Here is a 24,440-nt window from a genome sequence, read left to right as displayed (position 1 = left end):
ATCGAGCGCCCCGTATTGAAATTTACAAATGACACGTGACGTATCCCGTTCGGCCAAGTTTTTCCGCGCAACTCCGGTTCCTCTGCGGCGATATGGTCTTACGTCCTTGCGGAAAGCCATACGGGATTGTGTGCGAAACACGCGCGACCGACGCAGCGCTGCTGGATCTCTGTGACCGGCACAGGGATAACCGGAATATGGCGCCAATCGCCTGCGCTTAACCGGCTTCACATCTCCACGACCTTGCCGCCCTCGATCGTCACGCGGCGGTCCATGCGGCCGGCAAGTTCGTGGTTGTGGGTGGCGATCAGTGCTGCAAGGCCTGACTGGCGTACCAGCGCCTCCAGCGCATCAAAGACATAGGATGCCGTCTTGGGGTCGAGGTTGCCGGTCGGCTCGTCGGCGAGAAGCACACGCGGCGCGTTGGCGACGGCGCGGGCGATTGCCACGCGCTGCTGTTCGCCGCCCGACAATTCGGCCGGACGATGCTCTGCCCGATGGCCGATGCGCATGTAATCGAGGAGCTGAGCTGCACGTTCCTTCGCCTCTGCCTTCGAAAGGCCGGCGATCAGCTGCGGCATCATGATGTTCTCGATCGCCGTGAATTCCGGCAGGAGATGGTGGAACTGGTAGACGAAGCCGATCTCCGAGCGGCGGATCGCGGTGCGGTCGTCGTCAGACAGATCGTTACAGGGACGCCCGCCGATGAAGACCTCGCCGCCATCCGGATGCTCAAGCAGGCCGGCAAGATGCAGCAGCGTCGACTTTCCCGTACCCGACGGCGCGACCAGCGCCACCATTTCGCCGCGCACCAGCTCAAAATCCGCGCCCTTCAGGATCGAAAGCGTGGTGTCGCCCTGGCCGTAGTGACGCTGGACGCCCGAGAGCTGCAAGACAGTTTTGCGTGCCATAAAGGATCGGGACCTATTCGTATCGGAGGGCCTGGACAGGATCGAGCTTCGAGGCCCGCCATGCCGGGAAGATGGTGGCGAGGAAGGAAAGCCCCAGCGCCATGACGACCACCGACAACGTCTCGCGCAGGCTCATCTCCGCCGGCAACTGGCTGAGGAAATAGAGTTCCGGATCGAAGAGGACCGTGCCGGAAACCCAGGAGAAGAACTGGCGAATCGATTCGATGTTGAGACAGACAATAACTCCGAGCACGACGCCGGCGAGCGTGCCGACGATGCCGATCGCGGCCCCGGTCATGAAGAAGATGCGCATGATTGCGCCGGCGCCGGCTCCCATGGTGCGCAGGATTGCGATATCGCTGCCCTTGTCCTTCACCAGCATGATGAGGCCGGAAATGATGTTGAGTGCGGCCACCAGCACGATCAGCGTCAGGATCATGAACATCACGTTGCGTTCCACCTGGAGCGCGGAAAAGAAGGTCTGGTTGCGCTGGCGCCAGTCTGAGATGAAGATCTGTCGGCCGGCTGCGGCCTCCACCAATGGCCGGATGCTGTCGACATTATCGGGATTGTCGACGAAAAGCTCGATCGACTGCACGAGGCCATCGGCATTGAAATAGAGCTGCGACTCTTCAAGCGGCATATAAATGATCGTCGCGTCGTATTCCGACATGCCGATCTCGAAGATGCCGGAGATCGGATAGGATTTCACCCGTGGATTGACGCCCATGGGTGTCACGTCGCCCTCCGGCGAGATGAGCGTGATCTGATCACCGGCATTCAAGCCGAGCTGGGCCGCAAGCCGCGAGCCGACCAGGACGCCCTGCCCTGAAGCGAAACCGACCAGATCGCCGGACTTGATGTTGCCGGCGACCTCGGTGAGCTTTTCAAGATCTTCCGGACGAACGCCGCGCACAAGCGCGCCTGAACCTGCACCACCGCGGCCGGAAGCCAACGTCTGGCCTTCCACCAGCGGAAGCGCCATCCTGACGCCGGGAACAGCCGCGAATTTCTTGGTGAGCTCGGCGTAATCGGTGAACGGCCCGTCGATCGGCTGGACAATCATGTGACCGTTGATGCCAAGGATGCGCGAGATGAGCTCGGTGCGGAAACCGTTCATCACTGCCATGACGATGATAAGAGTGGCGACACCCAGCATGATGCCGATGAAGGAAAAGCCGGCAATGACGGAGATGAAGGCCTCGCGGCGGCGCGAACGCAGGTAACGCCAGGCAACCATGCGCTCAAAGGCCGAGAAAGGACCAGCCGAGGGCGAGCGCTCCGCCTTTTCCGCTTCACCATTCGCCGCGACGCTCGCCATGCCGTTTCCTCGATGCCTGACGGTCAAGCCCGCCTTATCCTTGTCTACCGGACCCGCCGGCTTATCGGCCGGCAAGTCTGTTCATCGCCGCCTCGACGGTCAGCGTCTCGCGCTCACCGGTTTTGCGGTCCTTGACCTCGACTTCGCCACCTGCGGCGGAGCGGGGTCCGACAATCACCTGAACCGGCACGCCGATCAGGTCGGCGGTTGCGAACTTGGTGCCGGCGCGCTCATCCGTGTCGTCGTAGAGCACGTCCTTGCCGACGGTCGTGAGCCCGCCATAAAGCGTCTCGCAGATGCGATCGCAGGCCTCGTCGCCGGGCTTCATGTTGATGACCACAACGTCGAAGGGTGCGACGGACGCCGGCCAGATGATTCCGTTCTCGTCATGCGATGCTTCGATGATGGCGGGAACAAGGCGGGTCGGGCCGATACCGTAGGAACCACCGTGAATAAGGTGTTCCTTGCCATCCGGACCCTGCACCTTTGCCCCCATGGGCTCGGAATATTTCGTGCCGAAATAGAAGATATGACCGACCTCGATGCCGCGGGCGGACATGCGGTCGGCCTCGGGAATGGCGTTGAAGGCAGCTTCATCGTGCATTTCGGACGTCGCGGCATAGACCGAGGTCCATTTGTCGAAGATCGCCTTGAGTGCGTAGACGTCATTGAAATCGGTGTCGATGCCGGGGATTTCGAAGTTCACGAAATCCTTGTGGGAGAACACTTCCGACTCGCCGGTTTCGGCCAGGATGATGAATTCGTGGCTGTGGTTGCCGCCAATGGGGCCGGTATCGGCGCGCATCGGGATCGCCCGCAATCCCATGCGCGAGAACGTCCGCAGATACGCTGCGAACATGCGGTTATAGGCGTGGATCGCATCTTCCTTCGTCAGGTCGAAGGAATAGGCGTCCTTCATCAGGAACTCACGCGAGCGCATGGTGCCGAAACGCGGACGGATCTCGTCGCGGAACTTCCATTGGATGTGATAGAGGTTGAGCGGCAGGCTCTTGTAGGATTTGACGTAGGAACGGAAAATATCCGTCACCATCTCCTCGTTGGTCGGCCCGAAGAGCATGGCGCGGTCCTGCCGGTCCTTGATACGCAGCATCTCGGCGCCGTAGTCATTGTAACGGCCGCTTTCGATCCACAGGTCAGACGACTGGATCGTCGGCATCATGATTTCAAGCGCCCCTGCCCGGTTCTGCTCCTCCCGGATAATCGCGCAGACCTTGTCGAGCACACGTTTTCCCAGCGGCAACCAGGAATAGATCCCCTGGCTCTGCTGGCGGATCATGCCCGCACGCAGCATCAGCCGGTGGGAGACGATTTCCGCTTCTTTGGGATTTTCCTTCAGGATGGGCATGAAATAACGGGTGAGGCGCATCGAGATTTCCGAGGGTTGCCAGCCTATCCCTTGTCTGATCAGGAATCGGCCATTTCTGGAGTAATATTGCGAGGGTACATAGCCGTTCCGCGTTCTCAAGGGAACCCGCCCCCGCGTGAATCGCCTGGATGTTCGCGATTGTGCGCCTGCCACTGCAGATCGCTCAAAAGTGGGGATTTCGTGGCAAGCGTGCGACATTTTTGTCAACTGAAAAATTTTACCCGACTGTGTCAAAAATACAAAAAAATCGGATGACAAAGCCCAACCTTTGAGCTAGGTTCAGCTCACAAAAGAGGCAAGGAGTTCAAATTCTTGCCATTTCGCGGTCAAGTCTTGGGAGGATCAGATCTTAGGCGCGCTTGTTCGCTGCCCCGGCAACGGTGAAGGATCACGCGGAACTAAAACAAGGCTTAACCGCCTTGTTTTTTTTTGCTTTCTCGAAGCCCTGCCTGTTTTGGCCTCGACGGACCGCGCCTCCTATGCCTTCCCAGCATGACAGGAAGATGACAGGTTCCTGCGTTATCCTGCCCTATTCGAAACTTGGCAGGATGACCGGAATATCGGCGATGCCGAAGCCGAAATATGTCGAGACGAGGTGATAGGCCGCATAGAGCACGGCGGAAATCACCGTCGTCAGCACGATGACGCGGCCGCCGCGGAATTTCGCGGGCGCGCTTTCGACCGTTCCGGTCGTCACCTCACCCTCCTCCTGCTGGCTGCGATAGCCGAGCGGCAGAACAATGAAGAGCACGGTCCACCAGAGAATGAAATAGATGGCGGCGACCGTCAGGAGCGACATGAGTTGATTTCCGGTTTCGGTTCAGAGAGCGGCGTTATAGTCTGAAAGGCTGCAAACTCAAACGGGGGCCCGAGGACGCGATGCCGCACCGGATAAGTCCGGAGGTAACCCGCCCTCGCTCCCTAAAGGGGCAATTCCACTGTAATCTTTCCCGATGTGATAATGCCACCAATCAGCGTTGGCAGGCCGTTTTGAATGCGGCAGGGCCGACTGTGCACAGTCACCCAAACAGGAGCGGAGTTCTTGCGAAGAAGTCTGTGAGAACTCTGGAACGGCGAAGCATTGAGTATCGACTTGTGCTTCTTCTCGGCAAATTCCGGGAGGTCATCAGGATGAACAAGACTTACATATTCCAACAACCTGATCCCGTCATTCATTTCCTCCTTTGGAAAACCCATGATATTTGCCGCCTTGACATCACCCCACAACAGATCCAGCGCCACATCATAAGTAAAAATTCCACTCTCCAGTAAAGTATCATATTTTCTGCGGGATAATTGGTCCATGAGACGTCCCTACTCATGACAGGCGATCTACTAATACTATAACGGGCTTAACGATAAAGGAAGGCAGAGCCAGCCGGAGACAGTCAGCTACGGTTCATCGCAAGATCAAACCTGTTCGAGCTCGACCAAGGTGCCGTTGAAATCCTTGGGGTGTAGAAACAACACCGGCTTGCCGTGGGCGCCTGTCTTGGGATTGCCGTCACCGAGTACGCGGGCGCCGCCGGCCTTCAACTGGTCGCGGGCGGCGATGATGTCTTCCACCTCGTAGCAGATATGGTGCATGCCGCCCGATGGGTTCTTCTCGAGAAAGGCGGCAATCGGGGAGTCCGCCCCCAATGGTTCGAGCAGTTCCACCTTGGTGTTCGGAAGCTCGACGAAGACGACCGTCACGCCATGTTCCGGCAGCGCCTGGGCCTGAGAGACGCGGGCACCGAGTGTATCGCGGTAAATGGCAGTGGCCGCCGCCAGATCCGGCACGGCGATGGCGATATGGTTGACGCGTCCGAGCATGTGGTGTCCTCCGAGTTTGGTGTGCGAGCCCTTTCTTGCGATTTCCCTCCCGCAAGGAGAGAGATAACCGTGCCGCGCCGATTTTCAGGAGAGGCAATCCGCCCACCCCTCACAACCTCGTCACGAACACCGTCACGACCGGCTTCTTGCCCCAGGCCTCGTTGGCAGCGGCGCGCACGGCCCGGCGGACCGCCTCCCGCAACATATCGAGGTCCTTGCGACGGCCTCGCGGAATGCTTTCGACGGCACCGAGCACCGCGTCGTAGAGCGTATCCTCCATCGCCTCACCCTCATCATCAAACTCCGGCAGACCGAAGGCGACGACATCCGGATCGGTCAGGAAATCGTAGCGGTTGTCGAGCAGCACGTTGACCGAGACGTGTCCGACATAGGAGAGTTTGCGGCGATCGCCAATTCCCATTTCGTCGAAGTCGCCGATCAGTTTGCCGTCCTTGAAGATGCGGCCATGCGGCGCCTCATCGATCACCTCCGCGGAACCCGGCGCAAGCCGCAGGACATCACCGTTCCGCACGCGCGGGATGGTCTTAATGCCGGCGGAAGCGCCAAGCTCGGCCTGCGCCATCAGGTGCGCCGCCTCGCCATGCACCGGCACGAGAATCTGCGGCCGGGTCCATTCGTACATCTTCAGAAGTTCGTTGCGGCGCGGATGGCCGGAGACATGCACCAGCGCATCCGAGTCCGTCACCACGTTGATGCCTTGCTCGATCAAGCCGTTCTTGATCTCGATGATCGCCTTTTCATTGCCGGGAATGGTGCGCGAGGAGAAAACCACCGTGTCGCCGGATGCCAGCGCCACGTTGCGCATCTCGTCGCGGGCGATCTTGGCAAGTGCGGCGCGCGGTTCGCCCTGGCTGCCGGTCAGGATGACGACGATCTTGTCGCGCGGAATATAGCCGTACTCGTCCTCGGCGATGAAGGGTTTCAACCCCTCCATCAGGCCGACATCGCGGGCGACGTCGACGACACGCTTCAGAGAACTGCCGAGCAGCAACACCTCGCGACCGGCAGCTTCGGCGGCCTGGGCGACGGAGCGGATGCGGCCGACATTCGAGGAGAAGGTGGTGATTGCCACCCTGCCCTCGGCTCCCGCGATGATCTTGCGCAGGCCTTCTGAAACCTCTTCTTCCGACGGAGACACGCCATCGCGCATGGCGTTGGTCGAATCGCACATCACAGCCAGAACGCCTTCGTCGCCAAGCGCACGGAAACGCTCCTCATCGGTAAGGGGGCCGAGCGAGGGGGCATAGTCGATCTTCCAGTCGCCGGTGTGGATCACATTGCCGAGCGGCGTGCGGATGACAAGCGACATGGGCTCGGGAATGGAGTGGTTGACGCCGACCCCTTCGATCTGGAACGGGCCGACCGTGATGCGGTCGCCGGCTTTGAAGATCGTTATCGGAATATCGGCCCGCGACCCCTCGTAATTGCGTTTCGCCTCCAGCATGCCGGCCGTAAAGGGCGAGGCATAGACCGGCACGTTGAGGCCCGGCCAGAGATCGTTCAGCGCGCCGTAGTGATCCTCGTGCGCGTGGGTGATGATGATCGCCTTGAGGTTATGGCGCTCGCCGGCGAGATAGCGGATATCCGGCAGAACGAGATCTACGCCCGGCAGGTCCGGCCCTGGAAAGGTGACGCCGCAATCGACCATAATCCACTGGCGCTTCTGCGGCGTTCCATAGCCGTAGAGGGCGAGGTTCATGCCGATCTCACCCACGCCGCCAAGCGGCAGAAACACCAGCTCTTCCTGTTTTGCCATTTCTTCTCTTATTCCGTTCTTTCGAAAAATACATCACCGGCGGCGATCGGAAGAACTCCGCCCGCGCCTGTATCAAGCATCAAAAATCCCTTGTCATCGATACCTGCGAATGTTCCAACAAGCGAGCGGTCGGAGAGGTTGACGGTGATTTTTTCGCCAATGCCGCAAGCGATCTGCCGCCAGCGCTCGCAGATGATCGTTATGCCGATCCCCTCATCCCAAACCTCAAGAATACCCGCGATCTCTCTGTAAAGATGCGCAAAAATCTCCTCCGGTGAAATGCCGGCGCCATGATCGACAAGGCGTGTGACGCCATAGGGCGCGCTATCGGGCATGTGGCGGATGTTGATGCCTATGCCTATGACCACCGCGCGGCTGCCATCCGGCAGGATTTCACCTTCCAGGAGAATACCGCAAGTCTTTCTGCGGCCGATCAGGATGTCGTTCGGCCATTTGACCTCGAGGGCTTCGCTGCCGGGCGGCAATACGGCCTTCACCGCCGCATGCACGGCAACGGCAACCGCAAGCGGCAGAGATGCGAGCCGCTCGGAGGGTGCTGGATCGACCAGCAGCAGCGAAGCGTAGAGATTGCCGGGCTCCGAAGTCCATGCCCGTCCGCGGCGGCCCCGGCCGGCCGTCTGGCGTCTTGCCGTGATCCATAACAAACCGGAATCGCCCGCGCGGGCGCGGGCGAGACATTCGCTATTGGTGGACCCTACCTCGCTCAGTGCCTCATGGCGAAACGCGTCGAGCGAGAAGCGTCCAGTCCTGCGAGCCATCCTCAGAAGAAGGACTTGGCGGCAGCGTTCGCCGCAGTGCCGATCGGCCCACCGAACAGCACATAGGCCGTGACGAAGAGGCCGGAGAGGCCGAAGACCAGGCGCAGCTCACCGGAGATGCGGGCAAATTCCCCCTTGGCTTCATCGAACCACATCAGCTTGACGATGCGCAGGTAATAATAAGCGCCCACCACCGAGGTCAAAACGCCGATAACCGCCAGCGCATAGAGCTTGGCTTCGATCGCCGCCACGAAGACAAAATACTTGGCGAAGAAGCCGGCGAGCGGCGGAATGCCCGCCATCGAGAACATCAGCGCCGTCAACACCACCGCCATGAAGGGCTTGGTCGATGCCAGGCCGGCGAGATCGTCGACGTTCTCGACGCTGTCGCCTTCCTTGCGGCGCATTGCCATGATGCAGGCGAAGCAGCCGAGCGTCATGACCATGTAGATCGCCATGTAGAGCGTCACGCCTGAAACGCCGGATTCGGTGCCCGCAGCAACGCCGACCAGGGCATAGCCCATGTGGCCGATCGATGAATAGGCCATCAGTCGCTTGATGTTGCGCTGGCCGATCGCCGCGAACGAGCCGAGCAGCATAGAGGCGATCGACACGAAGACGATGATCTGACGCCAATCGGCGACGATCGGCAGAAAGGCGTCGGAGACGATACGGACGAGGATTGCCATGGCCGCAACCTTGGGACCGGCAGCGAAGAAAGCCGTGACCGGAGTCGGCGCACCTTCATAAACGTCCGGCGTCCACATGTGGAACGGCACGGCCGAGATCTTGAAGCAGGCACCGGCGAGCACGAAGACCATGCCGAAGACAAGGCCCAGGTGCCGCGTCTCGGAAGAGAGAACACGAGCGATCTGGTCGAAGCCGGTATTGCCGGTAAAGCCGTAGACCAGCGACATGCCATAGAGCATCATGCCGGAGGAAAGCGCACCGAGAACGAAGTATTTCAGGCCGGCTTCCGTCGAGCGCAGGCTATCGCGATTGATGGCGGCGACGACATAGAGCGCCAGCGACATCAGTTCCAGCGCAAGGTAGAACGCGATGAGGTCGTTCGCCGAGATCAGCAAAAGCATGCCGAGAGTGGAGAGCACGAGCAGAACCGGAAACTCGAAACGGTCGAGTTGTTCGGAGCGGGCGTGTCCCACCGACATGATCATCGCGACGAGCGAACCGATCAGGGCAAGAACCTTCATGAAGCGCGCGAACGGATCAAGCTTGAACGCGCCGCCATAGGCTTCGCCGTCGGCCGGCATGAAGATGAGCCATAGGCCGGCGACGGCAAGCAGCGCCACCGCAAGTCCGGTGACCGTCGGCGCGGACTTCTCGCCGGAGAAAACGCCGATCATCAGGAGAGCGAGCGCGCCCACGGCCAGAATAATCTCCGGCATGGAGAGCTGCAGGCTTAGGGAGAGTGTTTCAGCGGTCATGTCCAGTCGTGTCCCGTCTCAGTGCACGTTCAGTGCAAGGTCTTTCGCCGCCTGCAGGGCTGCGGAATAATTGTTCACCATCAGGTCCACGGAGGCTCTCGTCGCATCGAAGATCGGCGCGGGATAGAAGCCGTAGAAGATGGTAACCGCGATCAGCGGATAGAGGATGAGCTTTTCGCGGGCGGAAAGGTCGAGGAGCGCCTTCAGGCTTTCCTTCTCAAGCGCACCGAAGATCACTCGGCGATAAAGCCACAGTGCATAGGAAGCCGACAGGATGACGCCGGTCGCCGCAAACAGCGCGACCCAGGTATTGACCCGGAAGACGCCGATGATCGTCAGGAATTCGCCGATGAAGCCCGACGTGCCCGGCAAGCCGACATTCGCCATCGTAAAGATCATGAATGCCACGGCATATTTCGGCATGTTGTTGACGAGGCCGCCATAGGCCGCAATCTCGCGGGTATGGAGCCGGTCATAGACAACGCCGACGCACAGGAAGAGCGCGCCGGAGACGATGCCGTGCGACAGCATCTGGAAGAGCGCGCCCTGCAGGCCCTGAACATTTGCCGCGAAGATGCCCATGGTGACATAGCCCATGTGGGCGACAGACGAATAGGCGATCAGCTTCTTGATATCGACCTGCATCATCGCCACCAGCGAGGTATAGATGATCGCCAGCACCGACAGTGTGAAGACGAAGGGCGCGAAGTATTCGGACGCCAGCGGGAACATGGCGAGCGAGAAGCGCACGAAGCCGTAACCGCCGAGCTTCAGCATGACGCCGGCCAGGATGACCGAGCCTGCGGTCGGCGCCTGGACGTGTGCGTCCGGAAGCCAGGTATGCACCGGCCACATCGGCATCTTAACCGAGAAGGCTGCGAAACAGGCGAGCCAGAGCCAGGTCTGCATGCCGGCCGGAAAACCGTATTTCAGGAGCTCGGTGATGTCGGTCGTACCGGCCTGCCAGTACATGGCAATGATGGCGAGCATCATCAGCACCGAACCCAGCAGCGTATAAAGGAAGAACTTGTAGGATGCGTAGACGCGATCCTTGCCGCCCCACACACCGATGATGACGAACATCGGGATGAGCGTCGCTTCGAAGAAGACATAGAAAAGCACGACATCGAGCGCGACAAAGACGCCGACCATGACCACTTCCAGAAGCAGGAAGGCGATCATGTATTCCTTGAGGCGCTTTTGGACCGACTCCCAGCTCGCAAGCACGCAGAACGGCATCAGGAAGGTCGTCAGGATGACGAAGAGCATGGAAATGCCGTCGACGCCGAGATGATAGGAAATGCCGGTGCCGAGCCAGGCATGCTTTTCCACCATCTGGAAACCGGGATTCGAGTTGTCGAAGCCGAACCAGATGAAGAGCGAGACGACGAACGTGAAGATCGTCGTGAACAGCGAGACGTTCAGGATGTTGCGGCGGCCATAGGGACCGTCTTCCCGCGTCAGCAGCAGGAGAAGGACGCCGACCAGCGGCAGGAAGGTGACCGTCGAGAGAATTGGCCAGTCGGTCATTAGATTGAGCTCCCGAGCATCATCCAGGTGACGAGGGCGGCAATGCCGATCAGCATCGCGAACGCATAATGATAGAGGTAACCGGATTGCAGCTTGACCACCCGGTTGGTGACGTCGACCACGCGGGCGGCAATCCCGTTCGGGCCATAGGCATCGATGACGCCGATATCACCTTTCTGCCACAGGAACCGGCCAATCGCCTTCGCGGAACGGACGAAGAGGAAATCGTAGATCTCGTCGAAATACCACTTGTTGAGCAGGAACTCGTAGAGGACCTTCTGCGATTCGGCGAGACGGCGCGGCAGCGACGGCGACTTGATGTAGAAGTACCAGGCGGTGACGAAGCCGATTGCCATGGCGATGAACGGGCTCCACTTCACCAGCGTCGGCACGTGATGGAACTCCTCCAGTATCTCGTTTTCCGGCAGCGTGAAGATCGCGCCCTTCCAGAATTCGGCATATTCGTGGCCGAAAAAGTAGCCTTCGAAAAGCACGCCGGCGAGAACCGCGCCGATGGCGAGCGCGTAGAGCGGCACCAGCATCACGCTCGGTGATTCATGCACATGGTGCATGACGTCGGCGGATGCGCGCGGCTTGCCGAAGAAGGTCAGGAAGGCCAGACGCCACGAATAGAAGCTCGTGAAGAGTGCCGCGATCACCAGAAGGGCAAAGGCGAAGCCGGAAACCACCGAATGGGAAGCATAGGCGGATTCGATGATCACGTCCTTGGAGAAGAAACCGGCAAAGCCGAGCATGGTGCCGGGGATGCCGACGCCCGTCAGCGCCAGTGTGCCGATCGTCATCATCCAGAAGGTGATCGGGATATGCGTTCTGAGGCCGCCCATGTAGCGCATGTCCTGCTCGCCGTCGACGGCATGGATGACCGAACCGGCGCCGAGGAAGAGCAGCGCCTTGAAGAAGGCGTGCGTGAAAAGGTGGAAGATCGCCGCGCCATAGGCCCCTACCCCGAGCGCCACGAACATGTAGCCGAGTTGCGAGCAGGTGGAATAGGCAATGACGCGCTTGATGTCGTTCTGGACGAGGCCGACAGTCGCCGCAAAGAAGGCGGTGATCGCGCCGATGAGCGTCACGACAGTGAGCGCATCGGGAGACAGTTCGAAGAGCGGCGACATGCGGGCGACCAGGAAGACGCCGGCGGTGACCATCGTGGCAGCATGGATGAGGGCCGAGACCGGGGTCGGGCCTTCCATGGCGTCCGGCAGCCAGGTGTGCAGCAGGAACTGCGCCGACTTGCCCATGGCGCCCATGAAGAGCAGCAGGCAGATGACGGTGATCGCACCAGCCTTGTCGAGCGGCATGCCGAAGAAATTGACGATGACCTCAGTCGCCTCCGGCGAGCCTTCCGGCGGCAGGTAGGTGGCAGCCGCAGCGAAGATCGTTTCGAAGCTGATCGAGCCGAAGAGCACGAAGACGCCGGCAATGCCAAGCACGAAGCCGAAATCGCCGACCCGGTTGACGATGAATGCCTTCATCGCGGCAGCCGAAGCCGACGGCTTCTTGTACCAGAAACCAATGAGCAGGTAGGACGCGAGGCCTACGCCTTCCCAGCCGAAGAACATCTGCGCGAGGTTATCCGACGTGATCAGCATCAGCATCGCGAAGGTGAAGAGCGAGAGATAGGCAAAGAAGCGGGGGCGGTGCGGATCGTGGTGCATGTAGCCGATCGAATAGACATGCACGAGCGACGAGACCGTGTTGACGACCACGAACATGACCGCCGTCAGCGTATCGACACGGAAGGCCCATTCGACATCGATGCCGCCGGACTGGATCCAGCGCATCACCGGAACCTTGATCACCTCACCCGCCTCGCCATGCGCGAGCGCCACATTGAAGAAGACGATCCAGGACAGGACGGCCGCGATGAGCATCAGGCCGGAGGTGACGTATTCGGAGGCCTTGGCACCGATCTGGCGGCCGAACAGGCCGGCGATCAGGAAGCCGATCAGGGGAAGGAAGACGATTGCCTTGTAGATCATAACCCGATCAGCCCTTCATCATATTGACGTCTTCAACGGCGATCGAACCGCGGTTGCGATAGAAGACGACGAGAATTGCAAGACCGATCGCAGCCTCCGCGGCCGCGACGGTCAGGATGAACAATGCGAAGACCTGGCCGACGATGTCGTTCAGGAAGGAGGAAAAGGCCACCATATTGAGGTTGACCGAAAGCAGGATGAGTTCGACCGACATCAGGATGATGATGACGTTCTTGCGGTTCAGGAAGATGCCGAAGACACCAAGCATGAAAAGGATGGCGCTGACCGTGAGATAATGGGAAAGTCCGATTTCCATTTTTCTATTCCTTTTCCGCCTCAGACGCCCTGACCCGACTTGACCTTGACCACCTCGACGCCAGTCGCGGGCGTGCGGCCCACCTGCTTCGAAATATTCTGCCGCTTGATGTGGGTGCGGTGACGCAGGGTCAGCACGATCGCGCCGATCATCGCAACCAGAAGCACCAGCCCGGCGATCTGGAAGAAGTAGACATAGTTCGTATAGAGCACGTCGCCGAGGGCCGCCGTATTGGTGCGTTCCGCCGGGTTCGGGATCGGCATGGTGATCGCCTTCGCCGCATCCGGGGTCAGCACGCTGCCGCCAATGACCACGATCAGCTCTGCCGCCACGATGAGCCCGATCAGGATGCCGATCGGTGCATATTGCAGCACGCCGGAGCGCAGTTCCGCGAAATCGATGTCGAGCATCATGACAACGAAGAGGAAGAGAACCGCAACCGCGCCGATATAGACAACCAGCAGGATCATCGCCAGGAATTCGGCACCAGTCAGCAGAAAGAGGCCGGCCGCATTGAAGAAGACCAGGATGAGGAAGAGCACCGAGTGAACCGGGTTCCTGGCAGAGATGACCATGAACGCCGACGCCACCGCGACGAACGCGAAGAGATAAAAGAAGATAGCCTGCAGACCCATCGTGGTGCCTTTTCGTCCCTCACCGGAAGCAGGGCGGAGGCCCCTTCCCGTCGAAACCCGGCGGCATGACACGCGCCGGGCATTTCATCCAGATGTCACCGGCACATTGCCCGTTGGTTGGGGCGGTCCCGGTCGAATGCGCCCGCCTTAGCGGTAGGGCGCATCCATTGCGATATTGCGGGCGATCTCCCGCTCCCAGCGGTCGCCATTTTCCAGAAGCCGCGCCTTGTCGAAATAGAGTTCTTCCCGCGTTTCGGTCGAGAACTCGAAGTTCGGCCCCTCGACGATCGCGTCGACCGGGCAGGCCTCCTGGCAGAAGCCGCAATAGATGCACTTCACCATGTCAATGTCGTAACGCACCGTGCGGCGGGTGCCGTCGTTGCGGCGCGGCCCCGCCTCGATGGTGATCGCCTGGGCAGGACAGATCGCCTCGCAGAGCTTGCAGGCGATACAGCGCTCTTCGCCGTTCGGGTAACGACGCAGCGCATGCTCGCCGCGGAAGCGCGGGGAGACAGGCCCTTTCTCAAACGGATAGTTGATCGTCGCCTTCTGCTTGAAGAAGTAACGCATCGACAAGAAGAAGGCGCCGACGAATTCCTTCAGGAACAGGGAATTCACGGCTTGTCCGAGACCTGCCATCTTTATTCTCCAATGATGCCAAAAGCTTGGATGGTCATCTTCATGCCCATCCCGTCAGCTTCAGCACGAATGCGGTGATGACGACCATGGCGAGCGACAGCGGCAGGAAAACCTTCCAGCCGAGGCGCATGAGCTGGTCGTAACGGTAGCGCGGCACAAAGGCCTTCACCATGGCGAACATGAAGAAGACGAGCGTTGCCTTCAGCACGAACCAGATGATGCCCGGCACCCAGTTGAAGATCGCGATATCGACCGGCGGCAGCCAGCCACCCAGAAACAGGATGGTCGTCAGCGAGCACATCAGCACGATCGCCGCATATTCGCCGAGCATGAACATCATGTAAGGCGTCGAGCCGTATTCGACCATGAAGCCGGCGACGAGTTCCGATTCTGCTTCCGGAAGGTCGAAGGGCGGGCGGTTCGTCTCGGCAAGCGCCGAGATAAAGAAGACGATGAACATCGGGAAAAGTGCCAGCCAGTGCCAGTCGAGGAAGGAGGCCGGCAGGCCGATCATCGTGCCGAGGCCGTCCTTCTGCGCATAGACGATATCCGAGAGGTTCAGCGAGCCGACGCAGAGCAGCACGGTAACGATGACGAAGCCGATCGAGACTTCGTAGGAGACCATCTGCGCGGCAGAACGCAGCGCACCGAGGAACGGGTATTTCGAGTTCGACGCCCAGCCACCCATGATGATGCCGTAGACTTCGAGCGAGGAGATCGCGAAGACGTAAAGGATGCCGACGTTGATGTTGGCTATGACCCAGCCGTCCGCAAGCGGGATGACCGCCCAGGTGGCGAGCGCCAAGGTCACGGCGACAAGCGGAGCGAGCAGGAAGACGCCCTTGTTGGCGCCGGCCGGAATGATCGGCTCCTTGAAGACGAATTTCAGAAGATCGGCAAAGGACTGGAAGAGGCCGAAAGGACCGACGACGTTAGGCCCGCGGCGAAGCTGCACGGCCGCCCAGATCTTGCGGTCGGCAAGCAGGATAAAAGCGATGAAGACGAGCAGGCAGACCAGCAGCAGAAGCGACTGCCCGATCATGACGATCGCCGGCCAGACGTAGATCGAAAAGAACGGATCCATGTTCAAATTACTCCGCCGCAGCCTGGAAATTGTTGCGAGCCAATGCCGAACATTCGGCCATGACCGCCGAAGCGCGGGCGATCGGGTTCGTCAAATAGAAGTCTTTGATCGGAGACGCAAACCCCGACTTCGACATCTCACCTTCTTTTTGGCCGAGTGCGGCAATTTCGTTCACGGAACCCGGCGCGATCTCGTCGATAGCGGCGAAATGCGGATAGGCCTCATAGAGCTTCGCGCGCAGTGCGGAAAGCGAATCGAAGGGCAGCTTCTTTCCGAGCACGTCGGACAGCGCACGCAGGATCGCCCAGTCCTCGCGGGCCTCACCCGGCGCGAAACCGGCACGAGTGCCCATCTGCACACGGCCTTCAGTGTTGACCCAGGTGCCTGACTTTTCCGTATAGGCCGCCCCCGGAAGGATAACGTCGGCATTATGGGCGCCTGCATCACCATGGCTGCCGATATAAACGGTGAAGCTGGCGCCCTTCTTCGAGAAGTCGAGCTCATCGGCGCCGAGCAGGAAGAGGACATCCATGCCGGCCAGCATCTTTGCCGCATTCGCGCCCTTGGCGCCCGGCACGAAGCCGAGGTCGAGACCGCCGACACGAGCGGCCGCGGTGTGCAGCACGGCAAAACCGTTCCAGTCTTCCGTCAGCGCGCCCACAGAGCCGGCGAGCTGTGCGGCAGCCGCGAGGACCGCCGCGCCATCCGGGCGGGCCAAAGCCCCCTGCCCTACGATGATCATCGGGTTCTTGGCATTGCGCAGCTTGTCGACGAAGCTGTTGGCACCCGTTTCCAGATCACGCAGCGTTTCCGGACCGGCGCCGAGATAATCGTAGACATAGCGCAGCTCGCTCACCTCGCCGATCACGCCGATCGGGAAGTTGCCGCGGCGGAAGCGCTTGCGGATGCGGGCATTGAGCACGGCCGCTTCGAGGCGCGGATTGGCACCGATCAGGAGCAGCGCGCCGGCCTGTTCGATACCCTCGATCGTGGGGTTGAAGAGGTAGCTTGCACGGCCGAGCGACGGATCAAGCGCCGTCCCGTCCTGCCGACAGTCGAGGTTTTCCGATCCGAGCGAGCGGATCAGCTCCTTAAGCGCATACATTTCCTCGACAGATGCGAGGTCGCCGGCGATCGCGCCGATCTTGTCGGCGGAGGTCGCCGACACCGCGGCCTTGATCGCGCCGAAGGCTTCGCTCCAGGAGGCCGCAGCCAGACGGCCGTCCTTGCGGACATAAGGCCGGTCGAGGCGCTGCGTCTTCAAACCATCCCAGATGAAGCGGGTCTTGTCGGAGATCCACTCCTCGTTCACCTGCTCGTTGACACGCGGCATGATGCGCATGACTTCACGACCGCGGGTATCGACACGGATCGCCGAGCCGACCGCGTCCATCACGTCGATCGATTCCGTCTTGTTCAACTCCCACGGGCGGGCCGTGAAGGCGAAGGGCCGCGAGGTCAGCGCACCGACCGGGCAAAGGTCGATGACATTGCCCTGCAGTTCCGAGGTCATGGCGTGTTCGAGATAGGTGGTGATCTCGGCATCCTCGCCGCGACCGATGAGGCCGAGTTCGGAAATGCCGCCGACTTCGGTCGTGAAGCGGACGCAGCGCGTGCAATGGATGCAGCGGTTCATCACCGTCTTCACGAGCGGGCCGATATACTTGTCCTCGACGGCGCGCTTGTTTTCCGTATAGCGCGAGCTGTCAATACCGAAGGCCATGGCCTGGTCCTGCAGATCGCATTCACCGCCCTGGTCGCAGATCGGGCAATCGAGCGGATGGTTGATCAGCAGGAATTCCATCACGCCTTCGCGGGCCTTCTTGACCATCGGCGTATTGGTGAAAACTTCCGGCAATTCGCCGTTCGGGCCGCCGCGGATGTCGCGCACACCCATGGCGCAGGAGGCTGCCGGCTTCGGCGGGCCGCCCTTCACCTCGATCAGGCACATGCGGCAGTTGCCCGCAACCGAAAGACGCTCGTGGAAACAAAAGCGCGGAACCTCGGCGCCGGCTTCCTCGCACGCCTGGAGCAGCGTGAAATGATCCGGGACCTCGATTTCTTTGCCGTCTACCTTCAGCTTTGCCATCGTATCACTTACGTCCTCAGTTCCATCCCTGAGACCCGAAGGTCCGGGACATATCTCTTATTTCAACAGGGCTTTCGCCTGGCTGACCCAATCGTCCCGCCTGATGCGTCCCTCGAAACCCAATTCCTTGTCGAAGCGGGCAATATCGGCATCCGTCCAGGCAGCAATCTGCGCCAGGCTCGTGACACCCATGCCCTTCAGAACCCCTTCCAGCTTCGGCCCGATGCCGGAAATCCGCTTCAGATCGTCGGCACCGGAAACGGCGACCGCCTTCGCTGCCGGCTTGCGTTTCGCCGCAGCCTTGGCCGCAGCCTTGGGCTTTGCCGGGGGCTCCACTGCAACCGGCTTCGCGGCGGGCTTCTTCGCGGCGGCGGGCGCCGACACCTTGCGGACCGGCTTTGCCTTCGCCCTGGTGGCGGCCGGCGCAGATTCGGCAACGGCGGGAGCGGCCGGCTCGGCGACGGCGGAGGCTTTTTGCGGGGCCGACGCTTCGGCCGGCGGAGGCTCCTGTGGGGTCGCCTGACGATTGGCCGCTTCCATCGCGCCCTGCAGCGTACCGAAGAAGGCGCTCGCCATCTGGCTGGCAAGGCCGAAACCTATCGCAGTCGCAGCCGCCATCGCTGCGGCCGATTGTGCAAACAGCGGATTGAGCTTCAGCGCCTCGGAAAAATCAGACAGGCGCGCAGGATCATGCGCCGGATGATCCGCCGCCTTCCGATCCTGATCCTTGTCCGTCTTCGTCACGTTCTTACTCCGCAGCTTCCATGACTGCGCCATGATCCATGGCGTTATAGGTATACTGGTCGATGCGAGCCTCTATCTCCGCGCGGAAGTTGCGGATAAGGCCCTGGACGGGCCAGGCGGCCGCATCGCCCAGCGCACAGATGGTGTGGCCTTCGATCTGCTTGGACACCTGGAAGAGCATGTCGATCTCACGCTTCTGTGCATTGCCCTTGACCATGCGTTCCATGACACGCCACATCCAGCCGGTGCCTTCACGGCAGGGCGTGCACTGGCCGCAGCTTTCGTGCTTGAAGAAGGCAGAAAGGCGGGCAATCGCCTTGATGATATCGGTCGACTTGTCCATGACAATGACGGCGGCCGTGCCGAAGGACGACTTCTTGTCGCGCATGCCGTCGAAGTCCATGATCGCGTCGTCCATGTCCTCGCCCCTGATGACCGGGCAGGATGCACCGCCGGGGATGACACCGAGCAGATTGTCCCAGCCGCCTCGGATACCGCCGGCATGCTTCTCGATCAGTTCGCGGAACGGAATGCTCATCGCCTCTTCGACCGTGCAGGGCTTGTTCACGTGGCCCGAGATCATGAAGAGCTTGGTGCCGACATTGTTCGGGCGGCCGATCGAGGAGAACCAGCCGGCGCCACGGCGCAGGATGGTCGGCGCGACCGCGATCGATTCGACATTGTTGACCGTCGTCGGGCAGCCGTAGAGGCCCATGTTTGCCGGGAACGGGGGTTTCAGGCGCGGCTGGCCCTTCTTGCCTTCCAGACTTTCGAGCAACGCGGTCTCTTCGCCGCAGATGTAGGCGCCGGCGCCGTGATGGACATAGATGTCGAAATCCCAGCCGAGCTTGGTGTTCCTGCCGAGCAGCCCGAAATCATAACATTCGTCGATCGCCGCCTGCAGCGCCTCACGCTCGCGCATATATTCGCCGCGGACATAGATATAGGCCGTATGGGCACCCATGGCGAAACCGGCGATCACGCAGCCTTCGATCAGCGTATGCGGATCGTGGCGCATGATTTCGCGGTCCTTGCAGGTACCGGGCTCCGATTCGTCGGCATTGACCACCAGATAATGCGGACGGCCATCGCTCTCCTTCGGCATGAAGGACCATTTGAGGCCGGTCGGGAAGCCGGCACCACCACGCCCACGAAGGCCGGACGCCTTCATCTCGTTGATGATCCAGTCCCTGCCCTTTTCGAGTATCTCCTTGGTGCCGTCCCAATGACCGCGGCTCATCGCGCCTTTGAGCGACTTGTCCTTGAGGCCGTAGATATTGGTAAAGATGCGATCCTGATCCTTAAGCATGTCTCACCCCTTACCGCGGCTTCTTGCCGAAGACCTTAATGTATTCGGCTTCGCCGCCCTTGGCGAGCGCCTTGGCCTGCTTGACCCAGTCGTCGCGTTCGATGCGGCCCTTGAAATTCAGATATCCGTCGACCCATTCGCGCTCCGCCTTCTTCCACGCCGCGACTTGCGCGAAGGTGTAGATGCCGAGTTCGTGAAGAATGCCCTCTATCTTCGGGCCGACGCCGGAGATCATTTTGAGATCGTCCGGTTCGGCCGGCCTATCGATCCCTTTCGGGCGATTCTTGTCTTCAAGCGAGGGCTTTTCCGCCTTTGCAGCCGCGGCCTTGGGAGCGGCCTCGCTCTTCAGCGGCTGGGCTTCGGCTGCCTTTACGTTAGCCGCAGCCGCCTTTGGCGCGGTGGCCGGCGTCTTCAGCTTCGGATCGGTTTCCGGCGCTGTGTCCTTGGGACGGGCAGCCTCGGCCGGCGGAACCGGCGCGGCATCGGTCGCAGGCTGCGCATCGAGGTTAGTCCGAACGGGTTTCACGTCTTCGAGAAGCGTCTGAGGGCCGCCTTCGGGTGCGGAAAAATAGCGGTCGATCTGAGGACCCGGCTTGATCTGATCGCCCTTGCCGGCTTCGAAAGCGTCGATGATCTCTTCCAGGCGCTCAGGCGTCAGATCCTCATAGGCATCCTTGAAGATGATGACCATCGGCGCGTTGACGCAAGCGCCCTGACATTCGACCTCTTCCCAGGAGAGCGTGCCGTCGGCATTGAGTTCGAAGGGATCGTGATGGATCTTGTGCTGACAGACCTTCATCAGGTCTTCGGCGCCGCGCAGCATGCAGGGCGTGGTGCCGCAGACCTGGATATGGGCGCGGGTGCCGACAGGCTTCAACTGGAACTGGGTGTAGAAGGTCGCGACTTCGAGGACGCGGATATAGGGCATATCCAGCTTGTTGGCGACATGTTCAATCGCCGCGCGGGTGACCCAGCCATCCTGCTCCTGCGCACGCATCAGAAGCGGAATGACGGCGGATTGCTGCCGGCCTTCCGGATATTTCCTGATCGTTGCCTCGGCCCAGGCGGCATTCTCCTCGTTAAAGGCGAATACTGCCGGCTGGACGCTATCTTCGGCTAATCGACGAACGGACATTCTTTTCCACGCCTTATCAGTTTATGGATCCACACCGCGACCGCGTGAGCGACACGAACTCGCAGGCATAGGCAGACTTGTCTTTCTGCATGAACACTATGAACTTTGTCCCATTGGGAACGGAGGTTTTGATCTCATATCCTTCCGACAGGAGATCACCCATCGATTTCGATCCGCCGGAAGCCGTCGAACCGCCGAGCTGATCGGCCGACTGGTCCTGCTGCGCAAGGGCAGCCGGGCCAGCCAACAAAAAGCCAGCGAATACGACGGCGCGGATCATCAGCGGTCTACCTCGCCGAACACGATATCAAGCGAGCCCAGCACGGCAGCCATGTCGGCCAGCATATGCCCGCGCCCAAGGAAATCCATCGCAGCCAAATGCGCATAACCCGGTGCGCGGATCTTGCAGCGATACGGCTTGTTGGTTCCATCCGCGACCAGATAGACACCGAACTCCCCTTTCGGAGCCTCCACGGCAGCATAAACCTCACCAGCCGGCACGCGATAACCTTCGGTGTAGAGCTTGAAGTGATGAATCAACGCTTCCATCGACCGCTTCATCTCGGAGCGCTTCGGCGGCACGACCTTGCCGTCCAGCGAAGAGACCGGGCCGGTCCGCGCATCACCCTTGAGGCGCGCAAGAACCTGACGCATGATGCGAACCGACTGCCGCATCTCCTCCATACGGACAAGATAGCGGTCATAACAGTCCCCGTTCTTGCCGATCGGAATGTCGAAATCGAGATCTGCATAACATTCGTAAGGCTGCGACTTGCGCAAATCCCACGCCAGCCCGGAACCGCGCACCATCACACCCGAAAAGCCCCAAGACCATGCATCATCGATCGATACGACACCGATATCGACATTGCGCTGCTTGAAGATGCGGTTGCCGGTCAGGAGCTTGTCGATGTCGTCGAGCGCGACCATAAAGGGATCGCACCACTTTTCGATGTCGTCGACCAGTTCTGGCGGCAGATCCTGGTGCACGCCTCCCGGCCGGAAATAGGCAGCATGCATACGGGCTCCGCAGGCCCGCTCATAAAAAACCATCAACTTTTCGCGCTCTTCGAAGCCCCAGAGCGGCGGCGTCAAAGCACCGCAGTCCATGGCCTGCGTCGTCACATTCAGGAGATGGTTCAAAATACGGCCGATCTCGCAGTAGAGCACGCGGATCAACTGCCCGCGGATCGGAATATCGATGCCCAGTAGGCGTTCTACCGCCAGGGCGAACGCGTGTTCCTGGTTCATCGGCGCGACATAGTCCAGGCGATCGAAATAGGGGACTGCCTGCAGATACGTCTTCGTCTCGATCAGCTTTTCGGTTCCGCGATGAAGAAGGCCGATATGCGGGTCTACACGCTCGACGATTTCTCCATCGAGCTCCAGAACAAGGCGCAACACGCCGTGGGCAGATGGATGCTCAGGCCCAAAGTTGATGGTGAAATTGCGGACGTTATGTTCAGTCATATGCGCGCTCCGCGCTTGGAGGATTTAGCGAATAGCTGTTTCAACTTGATCATGTCTTTTCCTGCAGACGTCTGATCAGTGCATGGACCATCCGACAATCTCATCGCGCTGCTCCATCAGGCTCCGAAACTGCCGTACCGGAAGGCTCTTCACTTCCCGGCGACGACCATATGCGCCCCAACTCCTTCAAAGAACCTTGAGCAATCCCGAGAAACTGGATGAAATTACTGGTGTTTTCCCGCCTGCGACTTTCCGCAATACTTGCCGCCACCGAAGCAGCGCTCCTGCGAATTCCAGCGTCTTAACCGTGTATCTCATCCCTCGGAAATCCATCCGTCGCGCGATAGAATTGAACTGCACGCTCAATTGCCCGCGGCCACACGTTGAGATCCTCATGGGAGTTGTTCGTCTGCGTCTTCCTTTCGTTTGGCGACAACTATCCGCTATTCGCCCTGTTTATTTCACCTAAGTCTTGGCCTTCTCGTCTCCCGGCAGCACGTAATCCGTGCCTTCCCATGGAGACAGAAAGTCAAAATTACGGAATTCCTGGCGTAACTCGACAGGTTCGTAGACAACCCGCTTGGCATTGTCGTCATAGCGGACCTCTACATATCCCGTCGTTGGGAAATCCTTGCGCATCGGATGCCCCTCGAAACCGTAGTCCGTCAGGATGCGACGAAGGTCCGGGTGGCCAGTGAAGGGAATGCCATACATGTCCCACGCTTCACGCTCGAACCAGTCGGCCCCCATGTAGACGGCGGTCGCCGAGGGGACGGCCTCGCCTTCGCCGACGGCGAGCTTCACGCGAATGCGCTGGTTCTGCCTGGGCGACAGAAGATGGTACACCACGTCGAAACGCTTTTCACGCTGCGGCCAATCGACGCCGCAGATGTCGACAAAACATATGAAACCACACTGCACATCATCCCGAAGGAAGGTCAGCAGCGGCACGATGTTTTCAGCGGTCGTCGTAAGCGTCAATTCGCCAAAGGCGATCGTCGCATCTTCCACGAGGGCGGAGCGCGCCTCGCGGATATAGGTTGCAAGCTCGGTCAGGGCTTCGCTCATCGTCTTGTCCTCAGGCCCTCAGCGCTCGATCGTACCGGTGCGCCGGATCTTCTTTTGCAGCAGAAGCACACCGTAAAGCAGCGCCTCAGCCGTGGGGGGACAGCCCGGAACATAGACATCCACCGGCACGACGCGATCGCATCCGCGAACCACGGAATAGGAATAATGGTAATAGCCGCCGCCATTGGCGCACGACCCCATCGAAATGACGTAACGCGGCTCCGGCATCTGGTCATAGACCTTGCGGAGCGCCGGGGCCATCTTGTTGGTCAGCGTTCCGGCAACGATCATGACGTCCGACTGGCGCGGCGATGCACGGGGAGCAAAGCCAAAACGCTCCATATCATAGCGCGGCATCGAGGCCTGCATCATCTCCACGGCGCAACAGGCCAGGCCGAACTGCATCCACATCAGCGAACCCGTGCGGGCCCAGGTGATCAGATCGTGGGTCGACGTCACCAAAAAGCCCTTGTCGGCCAGTTCGTCGTTAACCCCTCCAAAAAAAGCATCGTCACTACCGACCGGCTTACCAGTACTCGGATCGATAATACCCTTCGGTTTCGGCGCAACGAGAGTGTTGCCGTTGTCGACTACTCCCATTCCAGCGCTCCTTTCTTCCACTCATAGATGAAGCCGACCGTCAGGACGGCAAGGAAAACCATCATCGACCAGAAACCGAACCAGCCCATCTCACCGAAAGAGACAGCCCACGGGAACAGGAAAGCCACCTCGAGGTCGAAGATAATGAAGAGAATCGAGACCAGATAGAATCGGATGTCGAACTTCATGCGCGCATCGTCGAAAGCGTTGAAGCCGCATTCATAGGCCGACAGCTTTTCCGAATCGGGCGCCTTATAGGCCACGGCGAAGGGGGCGACCAGAAGCGCGATACCGATCACCAGCGCAATACCGATGAAAATCGCGATCGGGACATAGGAAGTGAGGAGTTCACTCATGGTATTCGATCCCAGCTTGCCTGAAGCGTC

Annotated in this window: 25 protein-coding genes; all 25 read right to left on the bottom strand. The window is 60.1% G+C overall.

All coding sequences use genetic code 11. The annotated features are described in order from the left end of the window. Positions 1 to 227: 227 nt before the first annotated feature. Entirely contained in the window at positions 228 to 911 is a 684-nt protein-coding gene (locus J2046_RS13110; RefSeq protein WP_210052418.1) for an ABC transporter ATP-binding protein, read from the bottom strand. Between the two features lie 13 nt (positions 912 to 924). Continuing rightward, positions 925 to 2,232, bottom strand: a complete 1,308-nt coding sequence (locus tag J2046_RS13105; protein WP_210052416.1) for a lipoprotein-releasing ABC transporter permease subunit — start codon at positions 2,230 to 2,232, stop codon at positions 925 to 927. 61 nt (positions 2,233 to 2,293) lie between these two features. After that, entirely contained in the window at positions 2,294 to 3,619 is a 1,326-nt protein-coding gene (gene proS / locus J2046_RS13100) for a proline--tRNA ligase (protein WP_210052414.1), read from the bottom strand. A 529-nt stretch (positions 3,620 to 4,148) separates the two neighbouring features. Next, positions 4,149 to 4,418, bottom strand: a complete 270-nt coding sequence (locus J2046_RS13095) for a DUF1467 family protein (RefSeq protein ID WP_210052413.1) — start codon at positions 4,416 to 4,418, stop codon at positions 4,149 to 4,151. 122 nt (positions 4,419 to 4,540) lie between these two features. Then, the gene (locus tag J2046_RS13090; RefSeq protein WP_037150159.1) at positions 4,541 to 4,924 is read right to left on the bottom strand and encodes a PAS domain-containing protein; all 384 of its coding nucleotides are present in this window, start codon (positions 4,922 to 4,924) and stop codon (positions 4,541 to 4,543) included. Positions 4,925 to 5,029: 105 nt separating this feature from the next. Then, a complete protein-coding gene (gene mce, locus J2046_RS13085; protein WP_210052411.1) occupies positions 5,030 to 5,434 on the bottom strand; it encodes a methylmalonyl-CoA epimerase in 405 nt (134 codons plus the stop codon). A gap of 109 nt (positions 5,435 to 5,543) precedes the next feature. Beyond that, on the bottom strand, positions 5,544 to 7,211 hold the full coding sequence (locus J2046_RS13080; RefSeq protein WP_210052409.1) for a ribonuclease J: 1,668 nt from the start codon (positions 7,209 to 7,211) through the stop codon (positions 5,544 to 5,546). Positions 7,212 to 7,219: 8 nt separating this feature from the next. Further along, positions 7,220 to 7,990, bottom strand: coding sequence for a biotin--[acetyl-CoA-carboxylase] ligase (locus J2046_RS13075; RefSeq protein WP_210052407.1), 771 nt, complete (start codon positions 7,988 to 7,990; stop codon positions 7,220 to 7,222). A gap of 2 nt (positions 7,991 to 7,992) precedes the next feature. After that, positions 7,993 to 9,435: an NADH-quinone oxidoreductase subunit NuoN gene (gene nuoN / locus J2046_RS13070; protein WP_210052404.1), complete on the bottom strand. Its 1,443-nt coding sequence runs from the start codon at positions 9,433 to 9,435 to the stop codon at positions 7,993 to 7,995. Positions 9,436 to 9,453: 18 nt separating this feature from the next. Then, entirely contained in the window at positions 9,454 to 10,965 is a 1,512-nt protein-coding gene (locus J2046_RS13065; protein ID WP_210052403.1) for an NADH-quinone oxidoreductase subunit M, read from the bottom strand. Continuing rightward, the gene (gene nuoL, locus J2046_RS13060) at positions 10,965 to 12,965 is read right to left on the bottom strand and encodes an NADH-quinone oxidoreductase subunit L (RefSeq protein ID WP_210052400.1); all 2,001 of its coding nucleotides are present in this window, start codon (positions 12,963 to 12,965) and stop codon (positions 10,965 to 10,967) included. The genes J2046_RS13065 and nuoL overlap by 1 nt, the downstream gene beginning before the upstream one ends. 7 nt (positions 12,966 to 12,972) lie before the next feature. Then, positions 12,973 to 13,281: an NADH-quinone oxidoreductase subunit NuoK gene (gene nuoK / locus J2046_RS13055; protein WP_037150176.1), complete on the bottom strand. Its 309-nt coding sequence runs from the start codon at positions 13,279 to 13,281 to the stop codon at positions 12,973 to 12,975. Positions 13,282 to 13,301: 20 nt separating this feature from the next. After that, positions 13,302 to 13,916: an NADH-quinone oxidoreductase subunit J gene (locus tag J2046_RS13050; RefSeq protein WP_210052398.1), complete on the bottom strand. Its 615-nt coding sequence runs from the start codon at positions 13,914 to 13,916 to the stop codon at positions 13,302 to 13,304. A 147-nt stretch (positions 13,917 to 14,063) separates the two neighbouring features. Then, the gene (gene nuoI, locus J2046_RS13045) at positions 14,064 to 14,555 is read right to left on the bottom strand and encodes an NADH-quinone oxidoreductase subunit NuoI (RefSeq protein WP_037150180.1); all 492 of its coding nucleotides are present in this window, start codon (positions 14,553 to 14,555) and stop codon (positions 14,064 to 14,066) included. Between the two features lie 40 nt (positions 14,556 to 14,595). Further along, a complete protein-coding gene (gene nuoH, locus J2046_RS13040; protein ID WP_210052397.1) occupies positions 14,596 to 15,639 on the bottom strand; it encodes an NADH-quinone oxidoreductase subunit NuoH in 1,044 nt (347 codons plus the stop codon). A 7-nt stretch (positions 15,640 to 15,646) separates the two neighbouring features. Next, entirely contained in the window at positions 15,647 to 17,728 is a 2,082-nt protein-coding gene (gene nuoG, locus J2046_RS13035; RefSeq protein ID WP_210052395.1) for an NADH-quinone oxidoreductase subunit NuoG, read from the bottom strand. 57 nt (positions 17,729 to 17,785) lie between these two features. Continuing rightward, positions 17,786 to 18,472, bottom strand: coding sequence for a 5' DNA nuclease (locus J2046_RS13030; RefSeq protein WP_233469745.1), 687 nt, complete (start codon positions 18,470 to 18,472; stop codon positions 17,786 to 17,788). Positions 18,473 to 18,476: 4 nt separating this feature from the next. Then, a complete protein-coding gene (nuoF, locus tag J2046_RS13025) occupies positions 18,477 to 19,781 on the bottom strand; it encodes an NADH-quinone oxidoreductase subunit NuoF (RefSeq protein WP_210052392.1) in 1,305 nt (434 codons plus the stop codon). Between the two features lie 10 nt (positions 19,782 to 19,791). Beyond that, positions 19,792 to 20,916 (bottom strand): NADH-quinone oxidoreductase subunit E, encoded by a 1,125-nt coding sequence (locus tag J2046_RS13020; RefSeq protein WP_210052390.1) that lies wholly within the window; start codon positions 20,914 to 20,916, stop codon positions 19,792 to 19,794. Between the two features lie 16 nt (positions 20,917 to 20,932). Then, entirely contained in the window at positions 20,933 to 21,196 is a 264-nt protein-coding gene (locus tag J2046_RS13015; RefSeq protein ID WP_052182824.1) for a hypothetical protein, read from the bottom strand. Continuing rightward, positions 21,196 to 22,386 carry an NADH-quinone oxidoreductase subunit D gene (locus tag J2046_RS13010; RefSeq protein WP_210052388.1) on the bottom strand — a complete coding sequence of 397 codons (1,191 nt, stop codon included), beginning with the start codon at positions 22,384 to 22,386 and terminating at the stop codon, positions 21,196 to 21,198. The genes J2046_RS13015 and J2046_RS13010 overlap by 1 nt, the downstream gene beginning before the upstream one ends. Positions 22,387 to 22,486: 100 nt before the next feature. After that, positions 22,487 to 22,678, bottom strand: a complete 192-nt coding sequence (locus J2046_RS34325; protein ID WP_411828500.1) for a four helix bundle protein — start codon at positions 22,676 to 22,678, stop codon at positions 22,487 to 22,489. A 173-nt stretch (positions 22,679 to 22,851) separates the two neighbouring features. After that, entirely contained in the window at positions 22,852 to 23,454 is a 603-nt protein-coding gene (locus tag J2046_RS13000) for an NADH-quinone oxidoreductase subunit C (protein WP_210052384.1), read from the bottom strand. Between the two features lie 18 nt (positions 23,455 to 23,472). Then, on the bottom strand, positions 23,473 to 24,054 hold the full coding sequence (locus J2046_RS12995) for a NuoB/complex I 20 kDa subunit family protein (protein WP_210052382.1): 582 nt from the start codon (positions 24,052 to 24,054) through the stop codon (positions 23,473 to 23,475). Beyond that, positions 24,045 to 24,410 carry an NADH-quinone oxidoreductase subunit A gene (locus J2046_RS12990; RefSeq protein WP_210052380.1) on the bottom strand — a complete coding sequence of 122 codons (366 nt, stop codon included), beginning with the start codon at positions 24,408 to 24,410 and terminating at the stop codon, positions 24,045 to 24,047. The genes J2046_RS12995 and J2046_RS12990 overlap by 10 nt, the downstream gene beginning before the upstream one ends. Positions 24,411 to 24,440: the final 30 nt, after the last annotated feature.

The organism is Neorhizobium petrolearium (genome assembly GCF_017873175.1).
Lineage (GTDB): Bacteria > Pseudomonadota > Alphaproteobacteria > Rhizobiales > Rhizobiaceae > Neorhizobium > Neorhizobium petrolearium.
The sequence above is the reverse complement of the archived record's forward strand: the minus strand, read 5'-3'. Positions and strand labels throughout refer to the sequence as shown.